This is a genomic window from Flavobacterium limnosediminis JC2902 (assembly GCF_000498535.1).
Classification (GTDB): Bacteria; Bacteroidota; Bacteroidia; order Flavobacteriales; family Flavobacteriaceae; genus Flavobacterium; species Flavobacterium limnosediminis.
The window spans coordinates 145,970-169,103 of sequence record NZ_AVGG01000005.1 but is presented as its reverse complement, the minus strand read 5'-3'; the positions used below and the strand labels follow the sequence as shown (position 1 = coordinate 169,103).

The window sequence follows — 23,134 nt, the reverse complement described above, 5'->3', positions numbered from 1 at the left end:
TTGTGAATCTGATAATTTGAGCGTGAATTTTTTGCAAAAAAAAAGCCCCAACAAAGTTGGAGCTGATTTTATAATCTTCAGAAAGTTGATTATCTTCTTCTTTCTTTGATTTTTGCTTTTTTACCAGTAAGTTCTCTGAAGTAGTAGATACGAGCTCTACGTACTTTACCTCTTTGGTTCAATTCAATTTTTTGTAGAGCTGGCATGTTTACAGGGAAGATACGCTCTACACCTACAGCACCAGACATTTTACGGATTGTAAAAGTTTCTGTTGCGCCAGTACCTCTTCTTTGGATAACTACTCCTTTGAAGAACTGTGTTCTTGTTTTTTCACCCTCTTTAATTTCGTAGTAAACTGTGATAGTATCACCAGCTGCGAATTCAGGGAAATCTTTTCTTGTTACTAATTCGTCTTGAACAAATTTTAATAAACTTGACATGATTATTAATGTTTAATGTTTGAATCAGAGCAACATTCACGGTTATCGTCAGAGGTTGGGCTGAATTAGGCTGCGAAATTACGAAATAATTTTAAAAGCAAATAATAAATTGAAAGAATTTGTTTGAAATCAACTTTTTTAGAATTTATTCTTTTATGAATTTAGTACTGCTTGTTCCATTGTCGGAAACAATCTTCAGAAAATAATTTCCTGTTTTCAATCCGGAAACATCAATAGTATCAGATGGGGACATTACGGTTTGAACCAATTGTCCTAAACTATTGTAAATGCTAACAGAGGTGATGTTAATGTTTTGTTTGTTATTAAAGTGTAAAACCTCTTTTGCCGGATTTGGGTGCAAACCAATATAGTTTTCAAACTCGAAATCCTGAGTGTCTAAAGTGTTGGAGACAATTGTTGAGGTTGTGTTTGTGATTATCGGGAAGTTGTAATCGAAATAGATATTTGCTGTATTCGTAAAAGTAGTTCCCAATGTTAACGTAGGTTTTGTTTTTATCTTGAATACAACATAACCGTCATTCAATTCATCTGCAAAAGGTAAGTTGATATTTTCGAAAATGAATTCTACGGTATTGGGGTTTGTGGTTTTTGTTACAAATGAATGACTGCCGGTAACCGGTAATAATGTTGCGATATCGAATTTAGAAGTGTCAATAATGTCTTTTACCACAATGTTTTCTGCGGGGTATGTTCCTGTATTTTCAAATCGAATCATGTAATGAACATAATCACCAACCTTGGCAGTAGGGATAGCATTTCCCTCCAAACACCTTTTGTCATTTGGGTCATATGAGTTTACTACAGTCTGGTTTAGTCTGAAAGTATTGTCAGATATTACCTGGTCAGTAGCGGAACTTGTGATTGTAGCTGTAAAGGATAGATTATTACCGCCATTTAAAGGAGGAGTATCCATTGGAGAATTAGCAGTCATGGTAATGTAAATTTCACGCTCCCCTAAAGGTTGTAAGTTGGTAAAACTCCAGCTTAAATTATTAGTTGTTTGTAATGTTGCTGTTGGAGCTGATTCTGCTAAATCTAAAACAGCATCATTAAAATTCAGATTTACTGTACCTGTCTGAGTAACAACACCTTTGTTTCGGTAAATGATCTTATATAGGGCATCAAATCCCGGTCTTGCCGGCATAAGTGGAATTATCTTTACATCAAGGTCATAGTATGCCCCGTTATAATCAATACAGAAATTTTGAATAAACGGGCTTGATGCCGAAGGGAAGCTCACGTTGGCTGTGGTAGGAGATACAGAAAAATATGTTGGATTTTCAAGAAACGGAGTTAAAGTGTGAGGGCCTGAGTTTAAAGGAATTAGATAATTTCCTGAGTTATCCGCAATGATGGATCCGGAGACACCTAAGTTTGTATAATTGATTTTTAAATTCGGGTAGTTGATGTCTGAAATATCGCAATCATTGTTGTTGACATCGAATTTTGAATTTCCCTGAACCGTGTAGTAGGTTCCTCCGGGAACAAAAGTGCAATAAGTATTTACGATACAACTTGAGCCATAACCATAAGAGTTGATTCTTGATTGATAAGTTGAAACTTCAAAATCGTCTGCACAAATGTAACGAATGTTGGGGTTTGTGGAAAAATCTATGGTTCCAGGGCCATTACCATTTTTGAGAATTAAAATATTTAGTTGGTTGTTTTGGCAGTAAATAGTGGTACAGTTAGGGGCAGTACTAACATCGATACTTGTAATTTGATTATTATTACAGCTTATGGATTGAAGTAGAGGAAGGTTATTGGTTGTCAATGATGTTAATTGGTTGTCCCAACAATGTAAACCCACAAGATTTGGAAGATTTGAAACGTCTAGTGTGTGTAACTGATTGTTAGAGCAATTTAAGCCTCCAAGATTATTTAGACCGCTTACATCCAAACTTGTAAGTGAATTTTGGAAACAGCTCAGGGCAGCTAAACTTGGTAAATTACCTAGGTTAAGTGTTGATAACTGATTTTGATAGCAAATTAAATTGTTAAGATTTGGCATGCCAGAAATGAGTAAACTTACTATTTGATTGCTGTTACAATCCAGTTTTATGAGATTTGTGAGCGGTCTTGCATCTAAAGTGGTTATCTGGTTGTTATTGCAATTTAATTCTCTAAGATTGGTAAACATCTCAATTCCTGATAAAGATGCAACAGAGGAATAATTCACATCAAGATAGGATACATTTTGAGCTTCACTAATTTCAATTTGGCCGTTATTGTTTTGATCGACCTGAAAATATTCGTTGGCTAAATTTTTAGCTACAGTATTTGTGCTAAGTGAGGAAATTATTTTTGTTTTAAAATTGTTATCATTAAAGATAACAACTTGAGCATTGGTTACGATAAATGAAAACAAAATCAAGAATAAACAGTAGTTTTTTTTCATTTGATTATTAATGGGTTGGGTGGTAAATGTAGCTATTTTTTTCGGATTGAGAATTATTCTTCCAATAAATCCGGTCGGCGTGTTTTAGTATGTTCATACGCCATATTCTCACGCCATTTTTCAATTTCGGCAAAATTTCCACTTAACAAAACGTCCGGAACTTTGTGTCCTTTGTATTCTGCCGGTCTTGTATAAATAGGAGGGGAAAGTAAGTTGTCCTGAAAACTGTCGGTCAATGCCGAGGTTTCATTACTCAAAACTCCCGGAATCAATCGGATAATGGAATCGCATAAAACAGCTGCTCCCAATTCGCCTCCCGATAAAACATAATCGCCAATGGAAATCTCTTTGGTAATGAATAAATCCCTAACACGTTGGTCGACACCTTTATAATGCCCGCAAAGAATAATAATATTTCCTAAAAGCGACAGCGAGTTTGCCATTTGCTGGTTCAGCGTTTCGCCATCCGGAGTCATGTAAATCACTTCGTCGTACTCGCGCTCGGCTTGCAATTTTTCGATACAGGCAGCAATCGGTTCCACACTCATCACCATTCCGGCACCGCCACCAAACTGGTAGTCATCCACATTTTTGTGTTTGTTGGTGCTGTAATCGCGAAGGTTGTGCATGTGTACTTCCACCAATCCTTTGGCGATGGCTCTTTTCAGGATGGAAGCTTCAAACGGGCTTCGGATTAAATCGGGTAAAACGGTAATGATATCGATGCGCATATTTTTGAGTTGCTGAGTTGCTGAGTTACTGAGTTACTGAGTTACTGAGTTACTGAGTGGTAAAGCGGCAAAGATACAAAGTTGTAAAGTATCTGCCAACTGAATACTGTAACTGCCAACTGAATTATACCCCAAACTGTCTCAAATGATGATCGAGATGTTTCCACTGCAGGTTGTCCCATTCCTCATTGGTCATAGGGCCAAAGAAAGGATGTTTGTTAGTTTTGATTACTTGTGGGCCTTGCGTGAACTTTTGGACTTTTTCGATTAATTCTGCTCTCGTGGCTTCAAAATCATAAGAACCTTTTCGTATAAAGGCCGGAGCTGTCGGGCTGTCTTTTTGAAATTGTGCCGCTTTAAGTAATTTTCCTTTAATAACATAACGGCCCAATAATGCCATAATAGGGTTCATTTTCAGATGAAGGTCTCCGTAAACAACGTCAAGCGGACCAATACAGTGTGACATCATCTGATCGACGGTCATTTTTCCCCAATGGGAAAGTGAGGTCGGTTTTAATTTGTTGATTCGGTTGATAATGTTTTGATTGCCATCGGCTGTAAATAAACTTTCCATATAAATTTTTATTTTTTGATTGCGGTTAGTGAATAGACCATCGGGATTTTATTTCCTAAATGTTTGATTCTGAATTTTCCGGTTTCGAATTCTTCGGTTTCATTGAAACAATTGTAGGGTGAATAATCATATTCGTTAAAGGATTTGATTTCCAGATCATTGTTGATTACGGCGTTTAAAACTTCTGAAAGAGGATGATTCCAGGTTACGGTTTGTGTCGAAATTTCGGCCTCTCTGTCTGCATACGTTCCGGATTCATCTTCGATTATCGGTTCCATATTAAAATAACTATAGAACACCTCTTTAAAATCATTGTCGAACATCCAGACAACCGGGTGAAATTCTGCAAAGACAAATTTTCCGCCGGGTTTCAGAAAGTTAGAAACCACTTTTGCCCATTTGTCCAAATCGGGAAGCCAGCCAATAGTTCCGTAACTGGTGAAAATGATGTCGAATTGTTCTTCGAGATGATTCGGCAAGTCGTAAACGTCACAATTGATGAATTCGGCATCAAGATGTAATTTCGAATTGAATTCGCGTGCTTTTTCGATGGCTTTATCGGATAAATCCACGCCGGTTGCTTTGGCGCCAAGTCTTGCTAATGAAAGTGTGTCCTGTCCGAAATGACATTGCAGATGCAGGATTTTCTTCCCTGAAACATCTCCTAAAAGTTCAAGTTCTATGTCATTCAGCGTGTTTTTTCCGTTGAGAAAACTTTCCGTATCATAGAAATCGGACGTAACATGTACATCGGTTTTGTTATTCCATGTTTTTTTGTTGATGTTGAGATAATCTTTCGGGATTTCCATAAATGCGTTTTTAATTTGTCTTAAAGATACAATTCCATTTGAATATCCGCACGAGCATAATCGGTTTCATCCATTGGTGTCTCCTTAAAATTATATTTTCTGTAAAGATTGAGTGCCGGAATTAATTTGGTGCTGGACAACAGCATGATTTTTTCTGCTTTTTTCTCTTTTGCAAAATCTATGCAGGCATCAATCAGTAAATTACTCAGTTTTTGTCCCTGGAATTTCTTGTCTACAGCCAGTTTTGCCATCTCGTAAACCGAATCATTTACCTTTTGCATCGCAACGGTTCCGGCCACTTCATCATCAATCAAGCAGAAAAAGATTTCTCCGCCGGGTTTTAATACCACTTCCTCAATATTTTCAAAGACTTCTATATCGTGAGGTTCCACAAAAAAGAATTCTTCCAGCCATGCTTTGTTAAGTGAAATGAATCGGTCTTTGTATTGAGGTTGAAAGGTAATTATTCGGGTTGTCATTTTTGATGATTTTATCTCTCAAAAGTAATCAGAATCCGAAATATCCGAAAACGGAAGTCGATTATTTATGAAACTTTTTACATTTTAAATTCGTAATTTTGCGGTTCAGAAATTTAAAGCAAAACAAAATGCAAGACGGAATTTACGCAAAATTTAATACTTCAAAAGGGGTTATTTTAGTAAAATTAACTCATGATAAAACACCGGGTACGGTTGGAAACTTTGTTGGTTTAGCCGAAGGGAATTTAGAAAACGATGTAAAACCACAAGGAAAACCGTATTATGACGGATTGAAATTTCACCGTGTTATTCCTGATTTCATGATTCAGGGCGGATGTCCGTTAGGAACAGGAACGGGTGACGCAGGTTACAAGTTTGATGATGAATTTCATCCGGAATTGAAACACGACAGACCAGGAGTGTTGTCTATGGCAAATGCAGGTCCCGGAACAAACGGTTCTCAGTTTTTCATTACGCATATTCCAACGGAATGGTTGGATAACAAACACACTGTTTTCGGACACGTAGTGGAAGGTCAGGATATTGTTGACGCCATTGTTCAGGGTGATATCATCGAATCATTGGAAATTGTTCGTGTAGGAGCAGATGCTGAAAAGTGGAATGCCATCGAAGCTTTCAGAACATTTGAAGGTTCAAGAGAGAAAAGAATCGCTGAACAAAAAAGAATGGCTGAAGAAGCATTGGAAAAATTGGCTGCCGGTTTCCAGAAAACAGAAAGCGGTTTACGTTACCAGATCATCCAGAAAGGAAACGGTAAACAGGCTGAAAAAGGTAAAACAGTTTCAGTTCACTATCAAGGTGCTTTGGATAACGGAATGGTTTTCGATTCATCTTATAAAAGAAAGCAACCTATCGAATTCGCATTAGGAAGAGGTCAGGTTATCGAAGGATGGGACGAAGGTATCGCATTATTACAGGTTGGTGATAAAGCACGTTTTGTCATTCCTTCTTATTTAGCTTACGGTTCTCGTGGCGCAGGAGGTGTAATCCCTGCTGACGCAACGTTGGTTTTCGATGTGGAATTGATGGATGTGAAATAAGCACTATTAATAAAATGCAAATTACAGGAATGTAAACGTAAAATTATTATCATAAAAGCGCTCTTTCAATTTTTTTGATTGAGCGTTTTTTTTATATTTGAAATTTAAATATGTAATTTTTTTCTTAAAATATGAAAATTAGACTTGTAATCGTATTGTCAGTGCTATTGGTTTCCTGTGCCAGTAAAAAAGAGAAAATAACTAAAGCGACCGCTCAAATTCAAATTGACGACCGGATCTCACTTTTCAGGAACGCCTATAATATGGCGGTGGAAGATAGAGAAGCCGATTCGATTTATCGCAATATGGTTAACGATTACTATTTTGAGTCCAGGAAAAAATACAGCAATCTAAGGAATCATCCGTTAATAGATTTTATAAGAGGAGGAAAGTACTGGGGAGTTGATCTGCCTTCCATAGCCCTGTGTTTTGAAAATGAAACGTATAAAATCAGGAAAAACGTCGATTTTGAAGATTTGAACGATAACTTTAAATGGTATGCGACACGGATGGATACGCTTTCTGTTTTATTGGCTGATTTTCATCAAAAGAGTAAAAACAATGTTGTTAAATTAGAAGAGATAGATTTTGAAAAATTTAACAATGAATTGATTTTGAATAAAGTAGATGAGAAGTTTAACGACTTTTTCAGAACAACCGTAAAAGCAAAAGTAAATATTTATTTTGATCCGCTGAACAACTACGTGAATAAATCGATTACGTTTGTTGATGAGGGGCCAAAAATCACCAATTTTCTTATCGGTTACTATTCAAAAGACATCAATGATACTCCGAAGCATTTTGATGTGCATTGGGATGAGAATTATAGAAGAGCAGTATTTCAGGGGATAACAAGTTCATTTACATCCAAATTGTTTCGGAAATATTATGATAAGGAATTGAAAACAGCTTTACTTCGTCCGAAATACCTAGATGTTGATTTGGAAGCTGAAATAAACAGAGGAATCGCTGCCAAACTCATGAGTGTTTATTATTCGGAGGAAGTAGGTGAGAAGGAATATGAAAGATTATCACCCAATACAAAAATTGTGTTTGATATGATGGGGAAATACGTTGATGATAAAGAAATGAGCATCAAAACCATATACAAAGAAATTATGATTGAAATGAAAAATGCTTATAGATAACCCCGCTTTTGTACCTTTGCGTTATCAAAACATACAAAATGCGTTACCTGATTTTTTTATTTTTCCTGACAATTTCCGTTAAAGCTCAGATTCCTGCCATGCATTGTGGCTTTGATTTTACGTCCTATCTGGTTTTGGATGTTCATGAAGACGGAAAAAAGGAAAATGTCAAAAATCTGAAAATTACAGTGGTTGACAGTTTAGGAAAAGAGGTGATTAATCTAAATAATATCTACAGTTTCAGGGACAGTGACAAACCGCTTCAGTTTTCCATGAACTATCAGATAGATGAAAACGGAAATAAGATAACAACTGAAAATCCAAAGGCACGTTGGTTTTTCCCATACGCGAAAGACAATTATCTATTATCCGTTGCCGCTACTTTTCCGGCAGACAATTTCAGCGTTAAAATAGAAGATCCAAATAAAAAATACAAAACACAAATCATACAGTTGTTTGCTTTTAATATGTATGTGTTGTGCGCAAGTCAGAGTGATAAAACGGTTCAGTTCGGACGAAAAGCCAACAGACCGATTGATGTAGTTTTGGAGAGGAGATAAAAAAAACACCTTCAAAAAAATGAGGTGTTCTTAAAGAGGTCTAATTGTCAGAAAGGTTTTCAACAGCAATTATTTTTAACGTTTTTATTCCCGCAGGTAATTCCCATTCTATCCGATCTTTTTCCTTAAATCCAATTATGGCAATACTTAAAGGTGCCAGAATAGAGACTTTATTTTCTTTTACATTGGCCAATGACGGTAAAACAATTTGAAATTTCATTTGCCTTTTGGCAGGTATATCTTCTACCGTTACAAAAGAATTTATCCGGATTATGTTATTTTCAATAACGCCGTCTTTAATTATAACCGCTCTGTCCAATTCGCCGTTTAAAAGAGCCATGTCTTTGGCATTGCTGGAGTTAATTTTTTGTTTGGCCAGATTTCGAAGTAACTGATACTCGGCTACCGTAAATGTTGGAATAGGTTTCATAATAGGTTAGTTTAAATTAATAATTTCTCTTTTTGATTTTATGCGGTCACTAAAGTAGATTTCTGTAAAATTCTGATTGGAGTTAAGGTCTGTCCTTTTGTAAAAAACGTCGGGAGTAATCTTCGACAGCGTATCAAAACCACAAGCTCCAATAAATTCACCGAGTGCTTTTAAAGTGTTCTTATGGAAATTCGCCACACGTACACTTTTATCCGTTACATCAAGTCCTTTGTATAATGATTTGTCCTGAGTTGCAATACCCACAGGACATTTTCCACTGTCGCATTGCAAGGCCTGAATACATCCTAAAGCAAACATCATTCCCCGCGCACTGTAGCAGGCGTCTGCACCTAAAGCTATTGTTTTCGCAATATCAAATGCGGATATGATTTTTCCTGAAGCTAAGATTTTTATATGTTCCCGAATTCCAAATTGGGTTAATGTCCTGTTTACGAATACTACCGCATCAGAAAGCGCCATTCCCATATAGTCAATGAATTCCAGAGGTGCTGCTCCGGTACCTCCTTCAGCGCCATCTACAGTTATAAAGTCAGGGTAAATTCCGGTTTTTATCATGGCTTCGACAATGTCTATGAATTCATCTTTACGACCGATGCAAATTTTAAAACCAACCGGTTTGCCTTTGGACAAAGTACGAAGTTTGTCAATGAAAAGTATCAGTTCGTGAGCATTTGAAAAGGCCGTATGTCCCGAAGGCGAATGAACCGTTGTATGTGGTTTAATGCTTCGGATGGCTGCAATCTCAGGAGTGTTTTTTTCAGCGGGAAGCAAACCTCCATGTCCGGGTTTTGCTCCTTGGGAAAGCTTCAGCTCAATCATTTTCACCTGAGGATAGTTGGCTTTATCGGCAAAAAGGGTTTCCGAAAAACCACCTTTCTCATCCCGACATCCAAAATAACCGGTTCCTATCTGCCAAATCAGATCACCGCCCTGCAAGTGATAATCGCTAATGCCGCCTTCGCCGGTGTTGTGTGCAAAATTACCCAATTGCGCTCCTTTGTTTAGGGAGGTTATGGCGGTTTTACTTAAAGCACCGTAACTCATCGCGCTGATATTATAAATGCTTGCGCTGTAAGGTTGCAGACATTGTGAATTACCGATTATGGTTCGGAATTGTTCAATATTTGTTTTTTTGGGATACATGGAATGAGCTGCCCATTCATAGCCGATACGATTTGGGTCGTCCTGCATACCGAAGGAAATGGTTTGCTTTTCGTTTTTTGCTCTTTGGTAAACAATAGATCGTTGTCTTCTGTTGAAAGGTTTTCCGTCCAATTCCCCTTCAAAGAAATACTGACGAAATTCGGGTCGGAAGGATTCGAAAATATAACGTAACCGTCCAATCAGCGGATAATTTTTTCGAACGGAATGTTTTGTCTGAAAGCTATCTGTCAAAACAATTGATAAAATAACCATAGGTGCGATAAGGAATGTGAAATATGCTTTGTACTGATATAACAAAAAAATAGTTCCCAACAGAAACCCAATGGAAATCATCCAGATAATTTGGCGTGCAGTCAGTTTGCTAAAAAGTTTTTTTTGAGCCATGATAAAAAATATGATGTAAAAAGAAATATCGCAGAAGATTACTCTTTTGCAAAAAAAATAGTGCGTGTTAAAAAGAAAACCCTCCGTCTAAAGAGAAATCAGAAAGCAGACGGAGGCCTAATTGATGAAGGCCTTGCTGTGTGAAAACAACAGCGTTACACCACTCTTGATGTAAGAGTGTTCCATAAGAACTAAAGATGTGAGTGTAACTTGCAAAGTTTGTGGTTTTTATTTACAATGCTAATTTAATAAAAGTAAATGATTTGCCTGTAATTTTAACGCCATTTTATGTTACAACCCAAACTTGGTTTCTGGTTCGGATTGATGCTTCGGTTGTAAATAACGCCGTCAATCGCACCACGCAAATCATTTCCGCTTAAAGGAATACCGTTTCCGGGGCGACTGTCATCCAATTGTCCGCGATAGACTAATTTATCCTGATTGTCGAACAAATAAAAATCGGGAGTGCAGGCCGCATCGTATGCTTTGGCGACTTCCTGTGTGGCATCAAAGAGATAAGGAAACTCGAATCGGTGTTTCATTGCGAAATCCTGCATCAGTTCCGGAGAATCCTCTGGATAATTAACGATGTCGTTACTTGAAATCGCAATAATGCCAAGGCCTTGTACGTGATAATCGTTGGCTAGCATCACTACTTCATCAATTACATGGTGTACAAACGGACAGTGGTTGCAAATAAACATGACAAGGGTGCCTTTTTTACCTTTTAAATCCGCGAAAGAAAACGAATGACTCGAATAGGTGTCTTTCAGATAAAACTCGGGTGCAATAGTGCCCAGCGGTAGCATGTTGGAAGGTGTGCGTGCCATGGTGTGTTTTGTTTGTACCAAATTACGACAAAAATAAATTTTTCGAAATTATTTTTTACATTAGTGCGGTAAATTCACAGATAATGAAAACGTTGCAGCAATGGTTTGATGAATATGAGGTCAGTCATCAGAATCCCGTAAATAAAAAAATACATTTCGTTTGTGTTCCGGCGATTTATTTTTCCATTATCGGATTGCTGATGTGTATTCCGAGTGGAATTTTGCAACGGATTTCGCCTTTTCATGAACCAATGATCGACAATTGGGCGGTTGTGGTATTGTTTTTTGTACTGTTCTTTTATTCCCGATTGTCGTTATGGATGGCCATTAAGATTTCGGTTTTCTCCGCGATTTGCATCATTGTAAATTATGTTATCGGTTTTCAGTATCTGTTGTGGAAAGTTTCCCTGATCATTTTTATTTTGGCGTGGACAGGACAATTTTACGGTCATCAGCTGGAAGGAAAAAAACCGTCGTTTTTAAAGGATATTCAGTTTTTACTGATTGGTCCGGCATGGGTAATGGAAAATCTGTTTTCATCTAAAAATAAAGGATAATGCTTACCTGGGAAGAATTTGAAAAAGTGGAAATGCGCGTTGGTACAATCATCGAAGTCAACGATTTCCCCGAAGCCCGAAAATCAGCTTACCAACTCACCATAGATTTTGGAGCCGAAATAGGTGTCCGGAAATCATCGGCACAAATCACCAAACGCTATACTAAAGACGAATTGGTAAACCGACAAATAGTAGCGGTGGTCAACTTTCCGAAAAAACAGATCGGGAAATTCATGAGCGAATGCTTGGTATTGGGATCTGTCGGGGCGGATAATGATATTGTGTTACTGGCTCCGGATGTTAAAGTTGAAAATGGTTTACGGATTGGGTAAATCCAGTAACGATAACAATGGGGATTTAGTAAAGTGATATCGAATGAGTTTTATTTTGCAGAGGACTCAATTATTTTATCTGCAACAAATTTTTTTGATGCTTCTCCCTTTTCCAGTTTGTAGTGTATAGTGCGTATGTTTCCCGTGGGATTGCTGTTGGGATCTTCTTCATTATAGGTTTTAAAACGTTGAATGAGTTTTTTTTCTGCAATAGAAAATTCATCGTGTCCCATATACCCTTTGTTGGCTTTGGGATTATCAGAAATAGTAGGGAAATAAATTTGACTGAGAGACTTTCCGTTATTTACCGAATATCCTATAACATTTCCATAGCTGCCACTTCCGGCGGACGTAGTGTAAATTAAAATCTCCGGAAATCCGTCTGAATCCAAATCTGAAATTTCTGCGTTTGTAACGGTTCCGTCAACTACCATCCTAATTTTTTTGTTGTCTGTTTTTAACCCGTAAGGTTGAATGGTAAGCTGTTGCAGGGAACCTCTTCCGGTTGAACTGATATCAAATCCGATATTTTGAAAAGTCAATGTTTTATAGAATACTCTCGGATCAATTTGTTTTTCATCCAAAGGGTCGTTTGTTTTTTTGTAGGTGTTTGCCAAACTTCCTCCGCCGGAACAGTAATAATTCAGGATGGTATTGTCATCATTATTCTCAGTAGCGATATTGATTGTGTTGTTCTTAAAAGCAAACAAAATGCTTTTACCATCGATAGTGCTTTTGAATAGGCTGTCGTTTATTCTGATCGCGTCAGTATCGAAAGTACAGGTTGGTTTTTTCTTATCGGCGCGGGAACGAACGGAAATATGGATTGTACTGTCCGATTTTTGTTCTACAGAAACGGCAACCCAATCATAACCCTCATTTCGTTTTGTGTAACCTTCAGAAACATAGTCTCCCATTAATACCGGCGAATCATCGGATTGTGCTGTTTTTTCTATGGTTTCGTGTGCTTTTTCATTTGTTTTCAGATTATGTTTACAACTTGCCAGAGTAATAAATCCTAATGTAATGAATGTGATGTTTTTTAAAATGTTCATTTTTTAATTGTTTTTCGTTTGCAGCATAATCGAAACCGGTTCGTAACTATTTAAAACACTGAATCCTGTTGTTTTAGTATTGTCAAAATAGTTTTTTACTTCAGAAGTCTTTTTCTCCGTTTCCATTTCAAAATTTCAATCCACAAAACAGAGACCGAACTGACCAAAAGACAAATTCCTAATTGCGAAACGGAAAGCGGTTCCACTTTAAAAAAATCAGCCGTAACGGGCAGGTATAAAATCAGCGCCAATAAGCTGAGTGTGGCACTATTCAAAGCTAACATTATGTTGTTTTTATATTCCAATGTGGTGAAAATCGAGTAGAGAAAGGAACGATTCGCAAGTGATAATATAATATTGGCAAATACCAAAGTCGTAAAAACCATGGTTCGCGTCAGTTGTTCGCTTGCGTAAGTTTGAGCGCTGAATTGATACATAAAAAGAATTCCGATGGTAATCGCCAATCCCTGAAGGATGCTCGTACTCATTTCCCTGAAAGATAAAAAGGTACTGCGTAACGCGCGGGGAGGCAATTGCATACTGTTTTTTTCTATCGGTTCGTTTTCGTATACAATGGAGCACATCGGACCCATTACCAATTCAAGGAAAATAACGTGAACCGGGGTGAAAATATCGGGATACTGCCAGCCTAAAAACAAAGGAAGCGACACGGTAAGGATGATAGGAATATGAATGGAAACAATATATTGCACCGCTTTTTTTATGTTGGTATAAATACGTCTTCCTGTTGCCACGGCCACAATCATTTTTGATAAATCATCGTCGATAAGAATAAGATCGGCGGCACTTTTTGCGATTTCGGTTCCTTTTTGTCCCATGGCAACTCCGATGTGTGAAGCTTTCAGTGCCGGGCCATCATTAACACCGTCACCAACCATTGCCACAATCTGGTTGTCGTTTTTCAATGCGTTGACTATTGATAATTTGGCTTCAGGAAACATTCGGGTGAGCAGGGTTGTCTTGTTGATGACATGAATCAGTTCCGAATTGTTCAATTGCATTAAATCGGCTCCGTTTACGAATTTTTCAGCTTCCGCAATTCCGGCTTTTTCCGCGATGGCTTTTGTGGTGATGTTATTGTCACCGGTAACGACTTTCACCTTAATGCCCGCATCATAAAATTGTTGGATAACCTTATGGATGTTCGCTTTCGGCGGATCAAAAAAAGCAATCAGTCCCACAAAATGAAACGGTAACTCTTGTTGGGTTTCCGGAAAATCATTTCCTTCAAAATCGGAGTAACCCACACCCAGTATTCTGAAACCATTAGAAGCCAATGAATCGGAAACGTGAAGAATTTGGTTGCGTTGTGTTTCGTTGAGGTTGGATATTGTAAGAAGCGCTTCGGTGGCACCTTTTGCGGCAATGATGCGTTTTCCTTCTTTGTTCTGAAACAAATGGGTCATCATGGGTGGTTTACCGTCAAGCGGATATTCGTGAAACATCTTGAAGGATGTTCTTTCGTCAACGGGTGTTATTTTTTCATATTCCTGATGCAGTGTTTTTTCCATCGGATCAAACGGAACGGGTTCGCTGGCCCACATCGCCGTTGTAATAACCTTTCGGATTTCCGGATCGTTCCAGTTTCCTTCTTTTGAAAGCTGATTGTTGGCAAAAGCATAAACGGCCTGCAGGCTCATTTTGTTTTCGGTCAGTGTTCCGGTTTTGTCGGTACAGATAACGGTGGCACTTCCCAAGGTTTCCACGGTTCGGGTCTTTTTTACGATGATGCCTTCCTGCATCAGCCGCCAGGAACCTAAGGCCATAAAAGTGGTAAAGGCCACCGGAATTTCTTCGGGAAGTATGGACATGGCAAGTGTCAGTCCTTTAAGCAAACTGTGAAGAATATCGTTGGTTTTCCAAAAATAAACGGCCCATACCAATACGAAAACGGCAATTCCCGCATAGGCCATTTTTTTTACAAAACGCTCAATCTGTTGCTGAAGGGGAGTGGCTTCTTCTTTAATATTGATGAGGGAAGAACCTAGTTTTCCCAGAACCGTGCCGCTGCCAATTTCGGTAACGCGGAAAACAGCCAAACCGGAAGCGACCAAAGTGCCGCTGAATACTTTTTTATCTTCTGTTTTTTCCGATTTGAAAACAGAGTAAGCTTCACCGGTAAGAGAAGATTCATTTACGGAAAAATCGTTGCTGTGAACAATTTCACCGTCGGCATTGATTAAGTTGCCTTCTTCGGCGATGACCAAATCGTTGATTACAATTTCTTTTGTGGGGATGCTTATTTTTTTGCCTTTTCGGAGTACGGTTGTAAGCGGTTCGTTTAGGGCTTCCAATGCTTCCAGTGCTTTTCGGCTGCGGTTGTCCTGATAAAAGGAGATTCCGGAAACGGCGATAACGGCACTCAGCATAAACCAGGCTTCACTGTTTTGTCCGAGAATAAAATAAATTACCGAAATCGCTACCAGTAAAATCAGCATGGGTTCTTTCAGTAATTCGAACAATGCCCGCCACCAATGGTATTGTGGCTTGTTAAGTTGTTCGTTGCTGCCAAACTGTTTTCGTGATGCAGCGACTTCATTGTCGTTTAAACCGGTGAGGTGTTCGGGAATATTTATTTTATCAGACATTGTTATCGGCTAACGTTCTACTCAAATTTACGTTTTTTCTGCCATATAACGGGAGGGTAGCAGTCGGTTTGTAAAAGCAAAAAGTCCAAAATTTCTCAACTTTGGACTTTCGGCTATATGTTTTTCGAAGGACTATTAAATATCGTCAAAATCGATATCGGTATAATTTCCGGAAACTTTTGTTTCAGTTTCTTCGGTTCTTTCGCTGAAATATTCTTTTTTGAAATCTTTTTGGTGTCTTTCTGAAATCACTTCTTCACCTTTATGGTTTAACACATAGGAAGTCATTTCGTCTAAAATCTCTTTAAAAGCGGCAAAATCCTCTTTGTATAAATAGATTTTGTGTTTTTTAAAATGGAAGGAACCGTCTTCTTCTGTGAATTTTTTACTTTCGGTAACAGTGATGTAGTAATCGTCAGCTTTAGTCGCTCTTACATCAAAGAAATACGTTCTTCTTCCGGCTCTTAAAACTTTAGAAAAAATTTCTTCTTTTTCTAACAAATCATTTTCTCTCATAATCCTTCTGTCAAATATTAATTGTGTTAAGTAGAAACCAAAAATCTAAAAAAAAACCAAAATATCCAACATTTTATTGCATTTCTTTTTCCGAAAGTTGCTTATAGAATAATTCTTTGTAATAACCCTCCTGATTTACAAGCTGATAGTGTGATCCCTGCTGAATTATTTTTCCGTCTTCCAGAATAATTATCTGATCGGCGTTTTTTGCCGATGAAACACGGTGACTCACAATAATGGTGGTTTTATCTTTGCAGAATTCCATCAGATTGTTCAGGATAGCTTCTTCTGTTTCGGTGTCAACGGCTGAAAGACAGTCGTCTAAGAGTAGGATGGGAGCGTTTTTAATCAGTGCGCGTGCAATGGAAACGCGCTGTTTTTGTCCGCCTGAAAGGGTTATTCCGCGTTCTCCCAAAACGGTGTCGTACTGGTTTTTGAATTTTACGATATTTTTATGAACAACCGCTTTTTTGGCTGCTGCGATAACTTCTTCGTCGGTGGCATCTTCTTTTCCGAATTTGATGTTGTTTTTTATCGAATCCGAAAACAAAAAAGCATCCTGCGGAACAAAGCCGATATGGTCACGCACATCATACAGGTTGAGGTTTCTGATATCGGTTTCGTCAATTTTTACTTCACCCTCTTTTACATCGTACAACCGACTTATAAGTGAGAGAACGGTCGATTTTCCTGAGCCCGTTTTGCCTAAAATAGCCAGGGTTTCTCCTTTGTTGATGGTAAATGATACGTTTTTAAGCGCTTCAATATTGGTGTCATCATAAGTGAATGAAACGTTCTCAAAAGCTATTTTTCCGTTGATGTCGGATTTTGCATCAACTGTATTCTGAATCTCCGGAACCACTTTCAGGAATTCATTAATTCGTTTTTGAGAGGCTTCGGCTTCTTGTACCATCGAAGAAACCCAGCCCAGGGAAGCTACAGGCCAAGTCAACATGTTGATGTATAAAATGAACTGAGCGATTACACCGATATCCGGAATAGAACCGTTGATGTACATCATTCCCCCCACATAAATTACAACAAGATTACTGATTCCGATCAGAAGGATCATCAGCGGACCAAAAAGTGATTGTACTCTTGCCAAGTCCAGGTTTTTAGTTTTGCTTTCGTCTGATAATGTAACAAAATCTTTTTGCTTGTCGTTTTCGATGGCATACGCTTTTATCACCCTTATTCCGGAAAACATTTCCTGCGTGAAAGTGGAGAGTTTTGATAAATTCTGTTGATAGGCAGTGCTTCGTTTGTTAATTTCGGAACTGATTTTGAAAATACTGTAGCCTAAAATAGGTAATGGTAACAACGAATACAGGGTTAATTCCGGGGAAACCACATACATTTGAACGGTTACCACAGCAAAACGGATAATCGTATTTATCGAATACATTACGGCCGGACCTACATACTGACGCACTTTACCAACATCCTCACTGATGCGGTTCATTAAATCTCCCGTACGGTTTTGTTTGTAAAAATGTTGTGTAAGTCTTTCGTATTGCTGGAAAACTTCATTTTTCAGATCAAATTCAATATGCCTAGACATCACAATTAATGTCTGGCGCATAAGGAAGGTGAGGAAACCGGCAATTAAGGTGGTGACTAATATCAGTATGATATTTTTAAGCAGCACGGCTTGAATAGCCTCTGGTGATAATTTACTGTGCTCCAAAACTTTAATGGAGTCTCCAACTAATTTCGGGGTGTATAAAGTAAAGAATTGTGCTACTATGGTAATAATAACTCCGAGAAGAAAACGGTATTTGTATTTTATAAAATATTTGTTTAAATATTGAAGTTCTTTCATTGTATTTTAAGTTTCTTAAGGAAATCTCATTTAAAATGTTAAAAAGATTGAGATGTGTTTTTAAAAACGATTAATCTGTTCTGAAAATAAATATTAATTAAAAATTAAAATAGACTTTTCATATTGAAATATTCTGAATAAAGGTGTAATTTTGCATCCTGTTTTTGAATATAATTCAACTTATAAAAACATTTACAACATGATAACAGAAGTTACAAACGCTGGTGAGCTTCATAAAATCGACCCTGTTTTTGGTCAGGTTTCATTTGATAATCATGAGCAAATCGTATTTTGTCACGACAAAGATACTGGTTTAAAAGCAATTATTGGTGTTCATAACACAGTTTTAGGACCTGCTTTGGGAGGGACAAGGATGTGGAAATATACGAATGAATGGGAAGCATTAAATGATGTTTTGCGTTTGTCTCGCGGAATGACTTTCAAGTCGGCGATTTCAGGTTTAAACCTGGGTGGAGGAAAAGCGGTTATTATCGGTGATTCCAAAGTGGATAAGACTCCGGAACTTATTATTAAATTCGGTCAGTTTGTAAATTCATTAAGCGGAAAATATATTACTGCTGAAGACGTTGGTTCTACTACAGCGGATATGGACTTGATCAGAGATTATACCCCTTATGTGACTGGAATTTCCGAGTCAAGAGGTGGTTCAGGTAACCCTTCTCCGGTAACGGCTTATGGTGTTTATATGGGAATGAAAGCTGCTGCGAAATATCAGTTTGGATCTGATAATTTAGAAGGTAAAAAAATCTTGGTTCAGGGTATTGGTCACGTTGGTGAAACTTTAGTGGAATTAATCACTAAAGAAGGTGCGCTAGTTCAGATTGCCGATATTAACGAAGCTCGTTTACAGGAAGTTGGTGCCAAATACGGTGCGAAAGTTTTCAACAGTGGCGATTTGTACAGTGCTGATGTGGATATCTATGCTCCTTGTGCTTTAGGTGCTACGATCAATGACGATACTATCGAAAAAATCAGAGCTAAAGTTATTGCGGGTGCTGCAAATAACCAGTTGGCTGTTGAGCAGGTTCACGGTGCAAGATTACAGGAAAGAGGCATTTTATATGCTCCGGATTTCTTAATCAACGCCGGTGGAATCATCAACGTTTACGGTGAAATCGCAGGTTACGGTAAAGAAGAAGCAATGCGCAGAACTGAAAATATCTACAACACTACGTTAGATATCTTCAACTATGCTAAAGAAAATAACATTACTACACACCAGGCGGCTATGAGAATGGCGCAGGAGCGTATCGATGCAAGAAAAAAAGAAAACGCTGTAAAGTAGTTTTTGAAAAATAATATTTCATAATTTTGCGGAGCGGAAGGCTTTCTTTCGCTCCGTTAATTTTTAAAGTTCTTACAACAAGATGGTAAACAGAAGACATATCCGTGTGAAAGTGATGCAATCCATTTACGCTATGCATCAAAACAATTCCGATAATCTTGAAAAGGAAGAGAAATTCCTGTTTCAGAGTATCGAAAATATTCAGGATTTATATCTTATCATGCTTTCTGCCTTGGTGGAAATCAAAAAATCGGAAGAAGATTTTATAGATAAATCCAGCAAAAAACATCTTGCCACAAAAGAAGAACGCAATCCCAATACCAAATTTATAAAGAATCAGGTGCTTGAATTATTGGCAGAGAATAATTCATTGAGCATTGCTTTGGAAGACAGAAAAATAACGAATTGGAAAAACAATGACGATTATATCCTGTTACTTCTTGAAGCGGTTAAAAGCAGTGAACTGTATGCCAAGTACATGCAGACAACCGTAAATAATTTCGAGGAAGACAAGCAGTTTGTTGTTGATATTTTCTCGGAAATTATTGCTCCGAATGAAAAACTGTATGATTATTTAGAGGATAATAAGCTAACATGGATTGATGATATTCCGTTAGTGAACACCATGATTGTGAAGCAGCTGAAACAAATCAAATCGGCTGAGGATACATCATTTTTCGTGCCGCGATTGTATAAAGATTCGGATGATAAGGAATTCGTGAGAAACCTTTTCCGTAAAACGGTTCTGAACAACAGTGAATTAGCCAAGGAGTTTATCGATAAGACTCCGAATTGGGATGCTGAGCGTATTGCCGAAATCGATACCATCATTTTAAAAATGGCGATTTGCGAATTTTTAAAATTCCCTTCCATTCCGGTTAAAGTGACAATTAACGAATATTTAGAATTAGCCAAAGAATATTCTACACCAAAAAGTAGTATTTTTATCAACGGAATTTTAGACAACTTAGTCAAAGAGTACCAAAAAGAAAATAAATTAATCAAAACCGGAAGAGGTTTAATGTAATTAACTTTTTTAAAACTATGATCAAAAGAACTTTTGGAATGTTGGCTGTTGCGGCTTTAGTACTGTCAACTTCATGTAAGAATGAAAACGCATCCGAAAAAGTAAAGGCGGAGAATGTTGAAAAAATAACGGCTGAAAATGCAACTTCAGGGAAATTGCCGGTAATCAAATTTGATAAAACCGAGCACGATTTCGGAAACATTAAAGATGGTGACAAAGCGGAGACTGTTTTTAAAATTACTAATGAAGGTGAAGCCGATTTAATTATAATCAATGCACAGGGGAGTTGTGGTTGTACCGTTCCGGAATGGCCAAAAGAACCGATCAAACCGGGAGCTTCCGCAGATATGAAAGTCACTTTTGACTCTAAGGGGAAACCGGGTCAGCAACAAAAATCGGTTACCTTGACAACAAACACGAAAGAAGGTTCTGAAAAAGTAACCATAAAAGCAAATGTATCACCAAAACCAGGTCAATTGGTAACAAGACCAGTAAATTAATAAGAATATGGGACAAATAAGTCAGTTTTTACCGATAATTTTAATGTTTGTGGTTGTTTATTTTTTAATGATCAGACCCCAACAACAAAAAGCCAAAAAAGAAAAAGAGTTTGAAGCAGCTGTAAAAGTAGGCGACAAAATCATAACTAAATCCGGAATCCACGGTAAAATTGCCGAATTGAACGATGATTCAGTGGTTGTTGAAACCATGGCAGGTAAAATTAAAATGGAGCGTTCTGCTATTTCTATGGAATTAAGCATGAAAGCTAATGCTGCAAAATAATTTTTTCAGTTGTATAAACGAAAAGTCCCGATTAGTGTCGGGACTTTTTTTTTTGGCATTTTAAACTTACTAAAAGTTTAGTTTTCGCTTAAATCTTGGGTTGGCTTTTTTTTATCCGCAAAAAACACTTCAGCTTTCACGAGCCAAGAAAAGGCAAACGCCCATAAAGCAAGAATTTCAAATGTGATGAAATAGGGAGTGTCTTCAGCTGAATTTTTTATAGCAGGAATGTTGTAGAGAAGCAACATGATAATACTAAAAACAATAGTCCATCCGCAGGTTTTATAAATTTTATTCCTGAAGATTTTCCTGGGGGTCAGTTCGCCTTTACTTTTGATAAACTGAACCAATGAGAAGTAGGCGAGGGAAGAAAAAAAGCAACCGGCAGCGATGTAATGGATCCAACTGACAGGATTCTGGGCAGCATTGAATTCAGCTGTCGGAAAAAAAGCAACTCCAAGCGCAAAAATACAAGCTATATTCCCTGTGATATTATCAGATAATAATTCCCCTTCTTCCTTATCATGTCCTTTATAGGTAAATAAAAAGATGGCAACGGCACACAATAAACCGACGAAAACGTCTCCCATGCAACTGTAATAATAATGGCTGATTGAAGGTTTTAGTATATTAGTCTTCTGTTGGATTATATTTTCCGCTATCTGCTGAATAATGTCTCCCGCTATAAGGACTATTGGTAGAAAAAATCCTGTTGCACCAACGAACAAACGTAACTGTTTGTATGAAATTAATTCAGGAGTGGATTTTAAGAAATTCATGATCAGTTGTTTTGAAGGCTTAATCAAATATAAGTATTTATCTTACATTTTGTAGTGATTCGATTAAAAATTCATCTTGATTTCTTAGTCCGGAAATAAGTATCAGAAGGATAATAGAGAAAGATTCCAATGATTTACAGAGATTAATCTGTGAAATTCGTGAAATCTGTGTTTTGATTATAGTAAAGCGGCTTAGAGGTCTTTGATCGCAGTATTTTCAATTTATCGGTATTTATCATTCAAACCAATACCTTCTAAAATCATCGGTTTTATTTTTTCAATACGGGTTAGTTTGGTTTTTTCCTGTTTCGCAGTTTCAATGTATTCCAGAAACTCACGTTGTTTATAAGGCGAGAAAGTATCGAAAGCTTTTGCCAGAGTTTTGTCATTTTTGAATTCGGCTTCCAGTAATTCGGAAATTATGGCTTCTTTCTTTTCCGGTTTTTTGGAAATTCCGGCTTTTTCATTGGCGATTGCCTCATTCATGTACTTCAGAATTAGTTTTTCGTTTTTCAGAAGTTCTTCTTTTGATGAAAAACGCCATTGACGTAAAGCCTTAGTAACCCCTTCATTGGCATTGACCAAAACCTTTTTCTCGTCTTTCAGGAAAACTCCGTTAAAAAACCAGATAGCCACATAGGATTTGAATCCGCCTACACCCACCACATTTTTTGTGTTGATAGTATATACCGAACCGCCCCATTTGGTCATTTCTTCCAATTCGGTTTTGGCAATAAGCGACTTTAAAAAGTCCATTTCTTCAGCCCATTGATTGTTTTTATTCCACGGATTTTTTTCTTCCATAATGAAACTATTTTGTCCATTCGATTTTGACTGCCGAAATGATATCCAGTTCCAAACGAATGGTATTGTTTGTCTTAAATTGATTTCTAATGTAAAAATTTATTGGCGATTTATAAGCGGAACCATCATTTTTTTTATCGTTATTATGATCGATTACCCAGCCGTTGAGTGTGTCAGTTTTGGATTTTAATCGCTCCAATAATTTTGATCCGAAGCCTTTTCCTTGTAAGGAAGCATCGATAATGATGGCAAACCAAATTTCATTTTCCCTTTCAAAAAGAAGAGCCCATCCAAGTATTTGTTGATTTTCATCCGTCAGTAAAAAGTGGGTCTTATTGTCAAGTTTATCGAGATAGTTTTCAAAATCAGACAGCGAGGGGTAATTTAATTTTACGGGGTACTCCTCATTCCAAAGGTCAAAAAGCTGAAGTTTTTGTTCTTCTGTGAGGTTTGTTTGTTCAACGATATTGTGCATTATGTTCTTCGGTTTGTGA

The 23,134-nt window shown here is 37.5% G+C and carries 25 protein-coding genes; 9 read left to right on the top strand and 16 right to left on the bottom strand.

Features of this window, described 5'->3' with window-relative positions; translation table 11 throughout:
- Positions 1 to 89 precede the first annotated feature (89 nt).
- The 6 genes from rplS to FLJC2902T_RS06675 form a co-directional block, all read right to left on the bottom strand.
- Positions 90 to 440 carry a 50S ribosomal protein L19 gene (rplS, locus tag FLJC2902T_RS06700; RefSeq protein WP_023579031.1) on the bottom strand — a complete coding sequence of 117 codons (351 nt, stop codon included), beginning with the start codon at positions 438 to 440 and terminating at the stop codon, positions 90 to 92.
- 145 nt (positions 441 to 585) lie between these two features.
- Positions 586 to 2,859, bottom strand: a complete 2,274-nt coding sequence (locus FLJC2902T_RS06695; RefSeq protein ID WP_023579030.1) for a DUF7619 domain-containing protein — start codon at positions 2,857 to 2,859, stop codon at positions 586 to 588.
- A gap of 53 nt (positions 2,860 to 2,912) precedes the next feature.
- Positions 2,913 to 3,590 (bottom strand): tRNA (guanosine(37)-N1)-methyltransferase TrmD, encoded by a 678-nt coding sequence (gene trmD, locus FLJC2902T_RS06690; protein ID WP_023579029.1) that lies wholly within the window; start codon positions 3,588 to 3,590, stop codon positions 2,913 to 2,915.
- Positions 3,591 to 3,714: 124 nt separating this feature from the next.
- On the bottom strand, positions 3,715 to 4,164 hold the full coding sequence (locus FLJC2902T_RS06685; RefSeq protein ID WP_023579028.1) for a DUF1569 domain-containing protein: 450 nt from the start codon (positions 4,162 to 4,164) through the stop codon (positions 3,715 to 3,717).
- 8 nt (positions 4,165 to 4,172) lie between these two features.
- Positions 4,173 to 4,973, bottom strand: coding sequence for a class I SAM-dependent methyltransferase (locus FLJC2902T_RS06680; RefSeq protein WP_023579027.1), 801 nt, complete (start codon positions 4,971 to 4,973; stop codon positions 4,173 to 4,175).
- 20 nt (positions 4,974 to 4,993) lie between these two features.
- On the bottom strand, positions 4,994 to 5,452 hold the full coding sequence (locus tag FLJC2902T_RS06675; RefSeq protein ID WP_023579026.1) for a GNAT family N-acetyltransferase: 459 nt from the start codon (positions 5,450 to 5,452) through the stop codon (positions 4,994 to 4,996).
- Positions 5,453 to 5,580: 128 nt separating this feature from the next.
- On the opposite strand from FLJC2902T_RS06675, the gene FLJC2902T_RS06670 reads away from it, so the two are divergent.
- The 3 genes from FLJC2902T_RS06670 (at position 5,581) to FLJC2902T_RS06660 (ending at position 8,221) form a co-directional block, all read left to right on the top strand.
- The gene (locus tag FLJC2902T_RS06670; RefSeq protein ID WP_023579025.1) at positions 5,581 to 6,513 is read left to right on the top strand and encodes a peptidylprolyl isomerase; all 933 of its coding nucleotides are present in this window, start codon (positions 5,581 to 5,583) and stop codon (positions 6,511 to 6,513) included.
- 131 nt (positions 6,514 to 6,644) lie between these two features.
- Positions 6,645 to 7,661 carry a hypothetical protein gene (locus tag FLJC2902T_RS06665; protein WP_023579024.1) on the top strand — a complete coding sequence of 339 codons (1,017 nt, stop codon included), beginning with the start codon at positions 6,645 to 6,647 and terminating at the stop codon, positions 7,659 to 7,661.
- A gap of 38 nt (positions 7,662 to 7,699) precedes the next feature.
- Entirely contained in the window at positions 7,700 to 8,221 is a 522-nt protein-coding gene (locus FLJC2902T_RS06660; protein WP_023579023.1) for a hypothetical protein, read from the top strand.
- 40 nt (positions 8,222 to 8,261) lie between these two features.
- On the opposite strand, the gene FLJC2902T_RS06655 is transcribed toward FLJC2902T_RS06660, so the two are convergent.
- The 3 genes from FLJC2902T_RS06655 to FLJC2902T_RS06645 all read right to left on the bottom strand — a co-directional run bounded on the left by FLJC2902T_RS06655 (position 8,262) and on the right by FLJC2902T_RS06645 (position 11,050).
- Positions 8,262 to 8,651, bottom strand: coding sequence for a GreA/GreB family elongation factor (locus FLJC2902T_RS06655; RefSeq protein ID WP_023579022.1), 390 nt, complete (start codon positions 8,649 to 8,651; stop codon positions 8,262 to 8,264).
- A gap of 6 nt (positions 8,652 to 8,657) precedes the next feature.
- On the bottom strand, positions 8,658 to 10,220 hold the full coding sequence (locus FLJC2902T_RS06650) for an FMN-binding glutamate synthase family protein (protein ID WP_023579020.1): 1,563 nt from the start codon (positions 10,218 to 10,220) through the stop codon (positions 8,658 to 8,660).
- A gap of 275 nt (positions 10,221 to 10,495) precedes the next feature.
- The gene (locus tag FLJC2902T_RS06645) at positions 10,496 to 11,050 is read right to left on the bottom strand and encodes a thioredoxin family protein (protein ID WP_023579019.1); all 555 of its coding nucleotides are present in this window, start codon (positions 11,048 to 11,050) and stop codon (positions 10,496 to 10,498) included.
- A gap of 83 nt (positions 11,051 to 11,133) precedes the next feature.
- Here FLJC2902T_RS06645 and FLJC2902T_RS06640 point away from each other — a divergent pair, with 83 nt between their 5' ends.
- Positions 11,134 to 11,607 carry an Mpo1 family 2-hydroxy fatty acid dioxygenase gene (locus tag FLJC2902T_RS06640; RefSeq protein ID WP_023579018.1) on the top strand — a complete coding sequence of 158 codons (474 nt, stop codon included), beginning with the start codon at positions 11,134 to 11,136 and terminating at the stop codon, positions 11,605 to 11,607.
- Positions 11,607 to 11,939, top strand: coding sequence for a tRNA-binding protein (locus tag FLJC2902T_RS06635; protein ID WP_155958873.1), 333 nt, complete (start codon positions 11,607 to 11,609; stop codon positions 11,937 to 11,939). Before FLJC2902T_RS06640 ends, FLJC2902T_RS06635 begins: the two co-directional genes overlap by 1 nt.
- A 50-nt stretch (positions 11,940 to 11,989) precedes the next feature.
- Here FLJC2902T_RS06635 and FLJC2902T_RS15760 read toward each other — a convergent pair whose 3' ends face one another.
- The 4 genes from FLJC2902T_RS15760 to FLJC2902T_RS06615 form a co-directional block, all read right to left on the bottom strand.
- Positions 11,990 to 12,994: a PliI family lysozyme inhibitor of I-type lysozyme gene (locus FLJC2902T_RS15760; protein WP_023579016.1), complete on the bottom strand. Its 1,005-nt coding sequence runs from the start codon at positions 12,992 to 12,994 to the stop codon at positions 11,990 to 11,992.
- 95 nt (positions 12,995 to 13,089) lie between these two features.
- A complete protein-coding gene (locus FLJC2902T_RS06625) occupies positions 13,090 to 15,603 on the bottom strand; it encodes a cation-translocating P-type ATPase (RefSeq protein ID WP_023579015.1) in 2,514 nt (837 codons plus the stop codon).
- 135 nt (positions 15,604 to 15,738) lie between these two features.
- Positions 15,739 to 16,119: a PUR family DNA/RNA-binding protein gene (locus tag FLJC2902T_RS06620; RefSeq protein ID WP_023579014.1), complete on the bottom strand. Its 381-nt coding sequence runs from the start codon at positions 16,117 to 16,119 to the stop codon at positions 15,739 to 15,741.
- 73 nt (positions 16,120 to 16,192) lie between these two features.
- Positions 16,193 to 17,941 (bottom strand): ABC transporter ATP-binding protein, encoded by a 1,749-nt coding sequence (locus FLJC2902T_RS06615; protein ID WP_023579013.1) that lies wholly within the window; start codon positions 17,939 to 17,941, stop codon positions 16,193 to 16,195.
- Positions 17,942 to 18,140: 199 nt separating this feature from the next.
- Here FLJC2902T_RS06615 and FLJC2902T_RS06610 point away from each other — a divergent pair, with 199 nt between their 5' ends.
- From FLJC2902T_RS06610 to yajC, 4 genes are all read left to right on the top strand, one after another.
- Positions 18,141 to 19,247: a Glu/Leu/Phe/Val dehydrogenase dimerization domain-containing protein gene (locus tag FLJC2902T_RS06610; protein WP_035677727.1), complete on the top strand. Its 1,107-nt coding sequence runs from the start codon at positions 18,141 to 18,143 to the stop codon at positions 19,245 to 19,247.
- 82 nt (positions 19,248 to 19,329) lie between these two features.
- On the top strand, positions 19,330 to 20,274 hold the full coding sequence (gene nusB, locus FLJC2902T_RS06605) for a transcription antitermination factor NusB (RefSeq protein WP_023579011.1): 945 nt from the start codon (positions 19,330 to 19,332) through the stop codon (positions 20,272 to 20,274).
- A gap of 17 nt (positions 20,275 to 20,291) precedes the next feature.
- Complete coding sequence (locus tag FLJC2902T_RS06600) at positions 20,292 to 20,774, top strand: DUF1573 domain-containing protein (protein ID WP_081712537.1); 483 nt, start codon at positions 20,292 to 20,294, stop codon at positions 20,772 to 20,774.
- 7 nt (positions 20,775 to 20,781) lie between these two features.
- Entirely contained in the window at positions 20,782 to 21,057 is a 276-nt protein-coding gene (gene yajC / locus FLJC2902T_RS06595; protein WP_023579009.1) for a preprotein translocase subunit YajC, read from the top strand.
- Between the two features lie 77 nt (positions 21,058 to 21,134).
- Here the strand turns inward: yajC and FLJC2902T_RS06590 are convergent, their stop codons facing one another.
- The 3 genes from FLJC2902T_RS06590 to FLJC2902T_RS06580 form a co-directional block, all read right to left on the bottom strand.
- Positions 21,135 to 21,836, bottom strand: coding sequence for a DUF7103 family protein (locus FLJC2902T_RS06590; protein ID WP_023579008.1), 702 nt, complete (start codon positions 21,834 to 21,836; stop codon positions 21,135 to 21,137).
- Positions 21,837 to 22,058: 222 nt separating this feature from the next.
- Positions 22,059 to 22,640 (bottom strand): YdeI/OmpD-associated family protein, encoded by a 582-nt coding sequence (locus tag FLJC2902T_RS06585; RefSeq protein WP_023579007.1) that lies wholly within the window; start codon positions 22,638 to 22,640, stop codon positions 22,059 to 22,061.
- A gap of 7 nt (positions 22,641 to 22,647) precedes the next feature.
- Entirely contained in the window at positions 22,648 to 23,115 is a 468-nt protein-coding gene (locus FLJC2902T_RS06580) for a GNAT family N-acetyltransferase (protein WP_023579006.1), read from the bottom strand.
- Positions 23,116 to 23,134 lie beyond the last annotated feature (19 nt).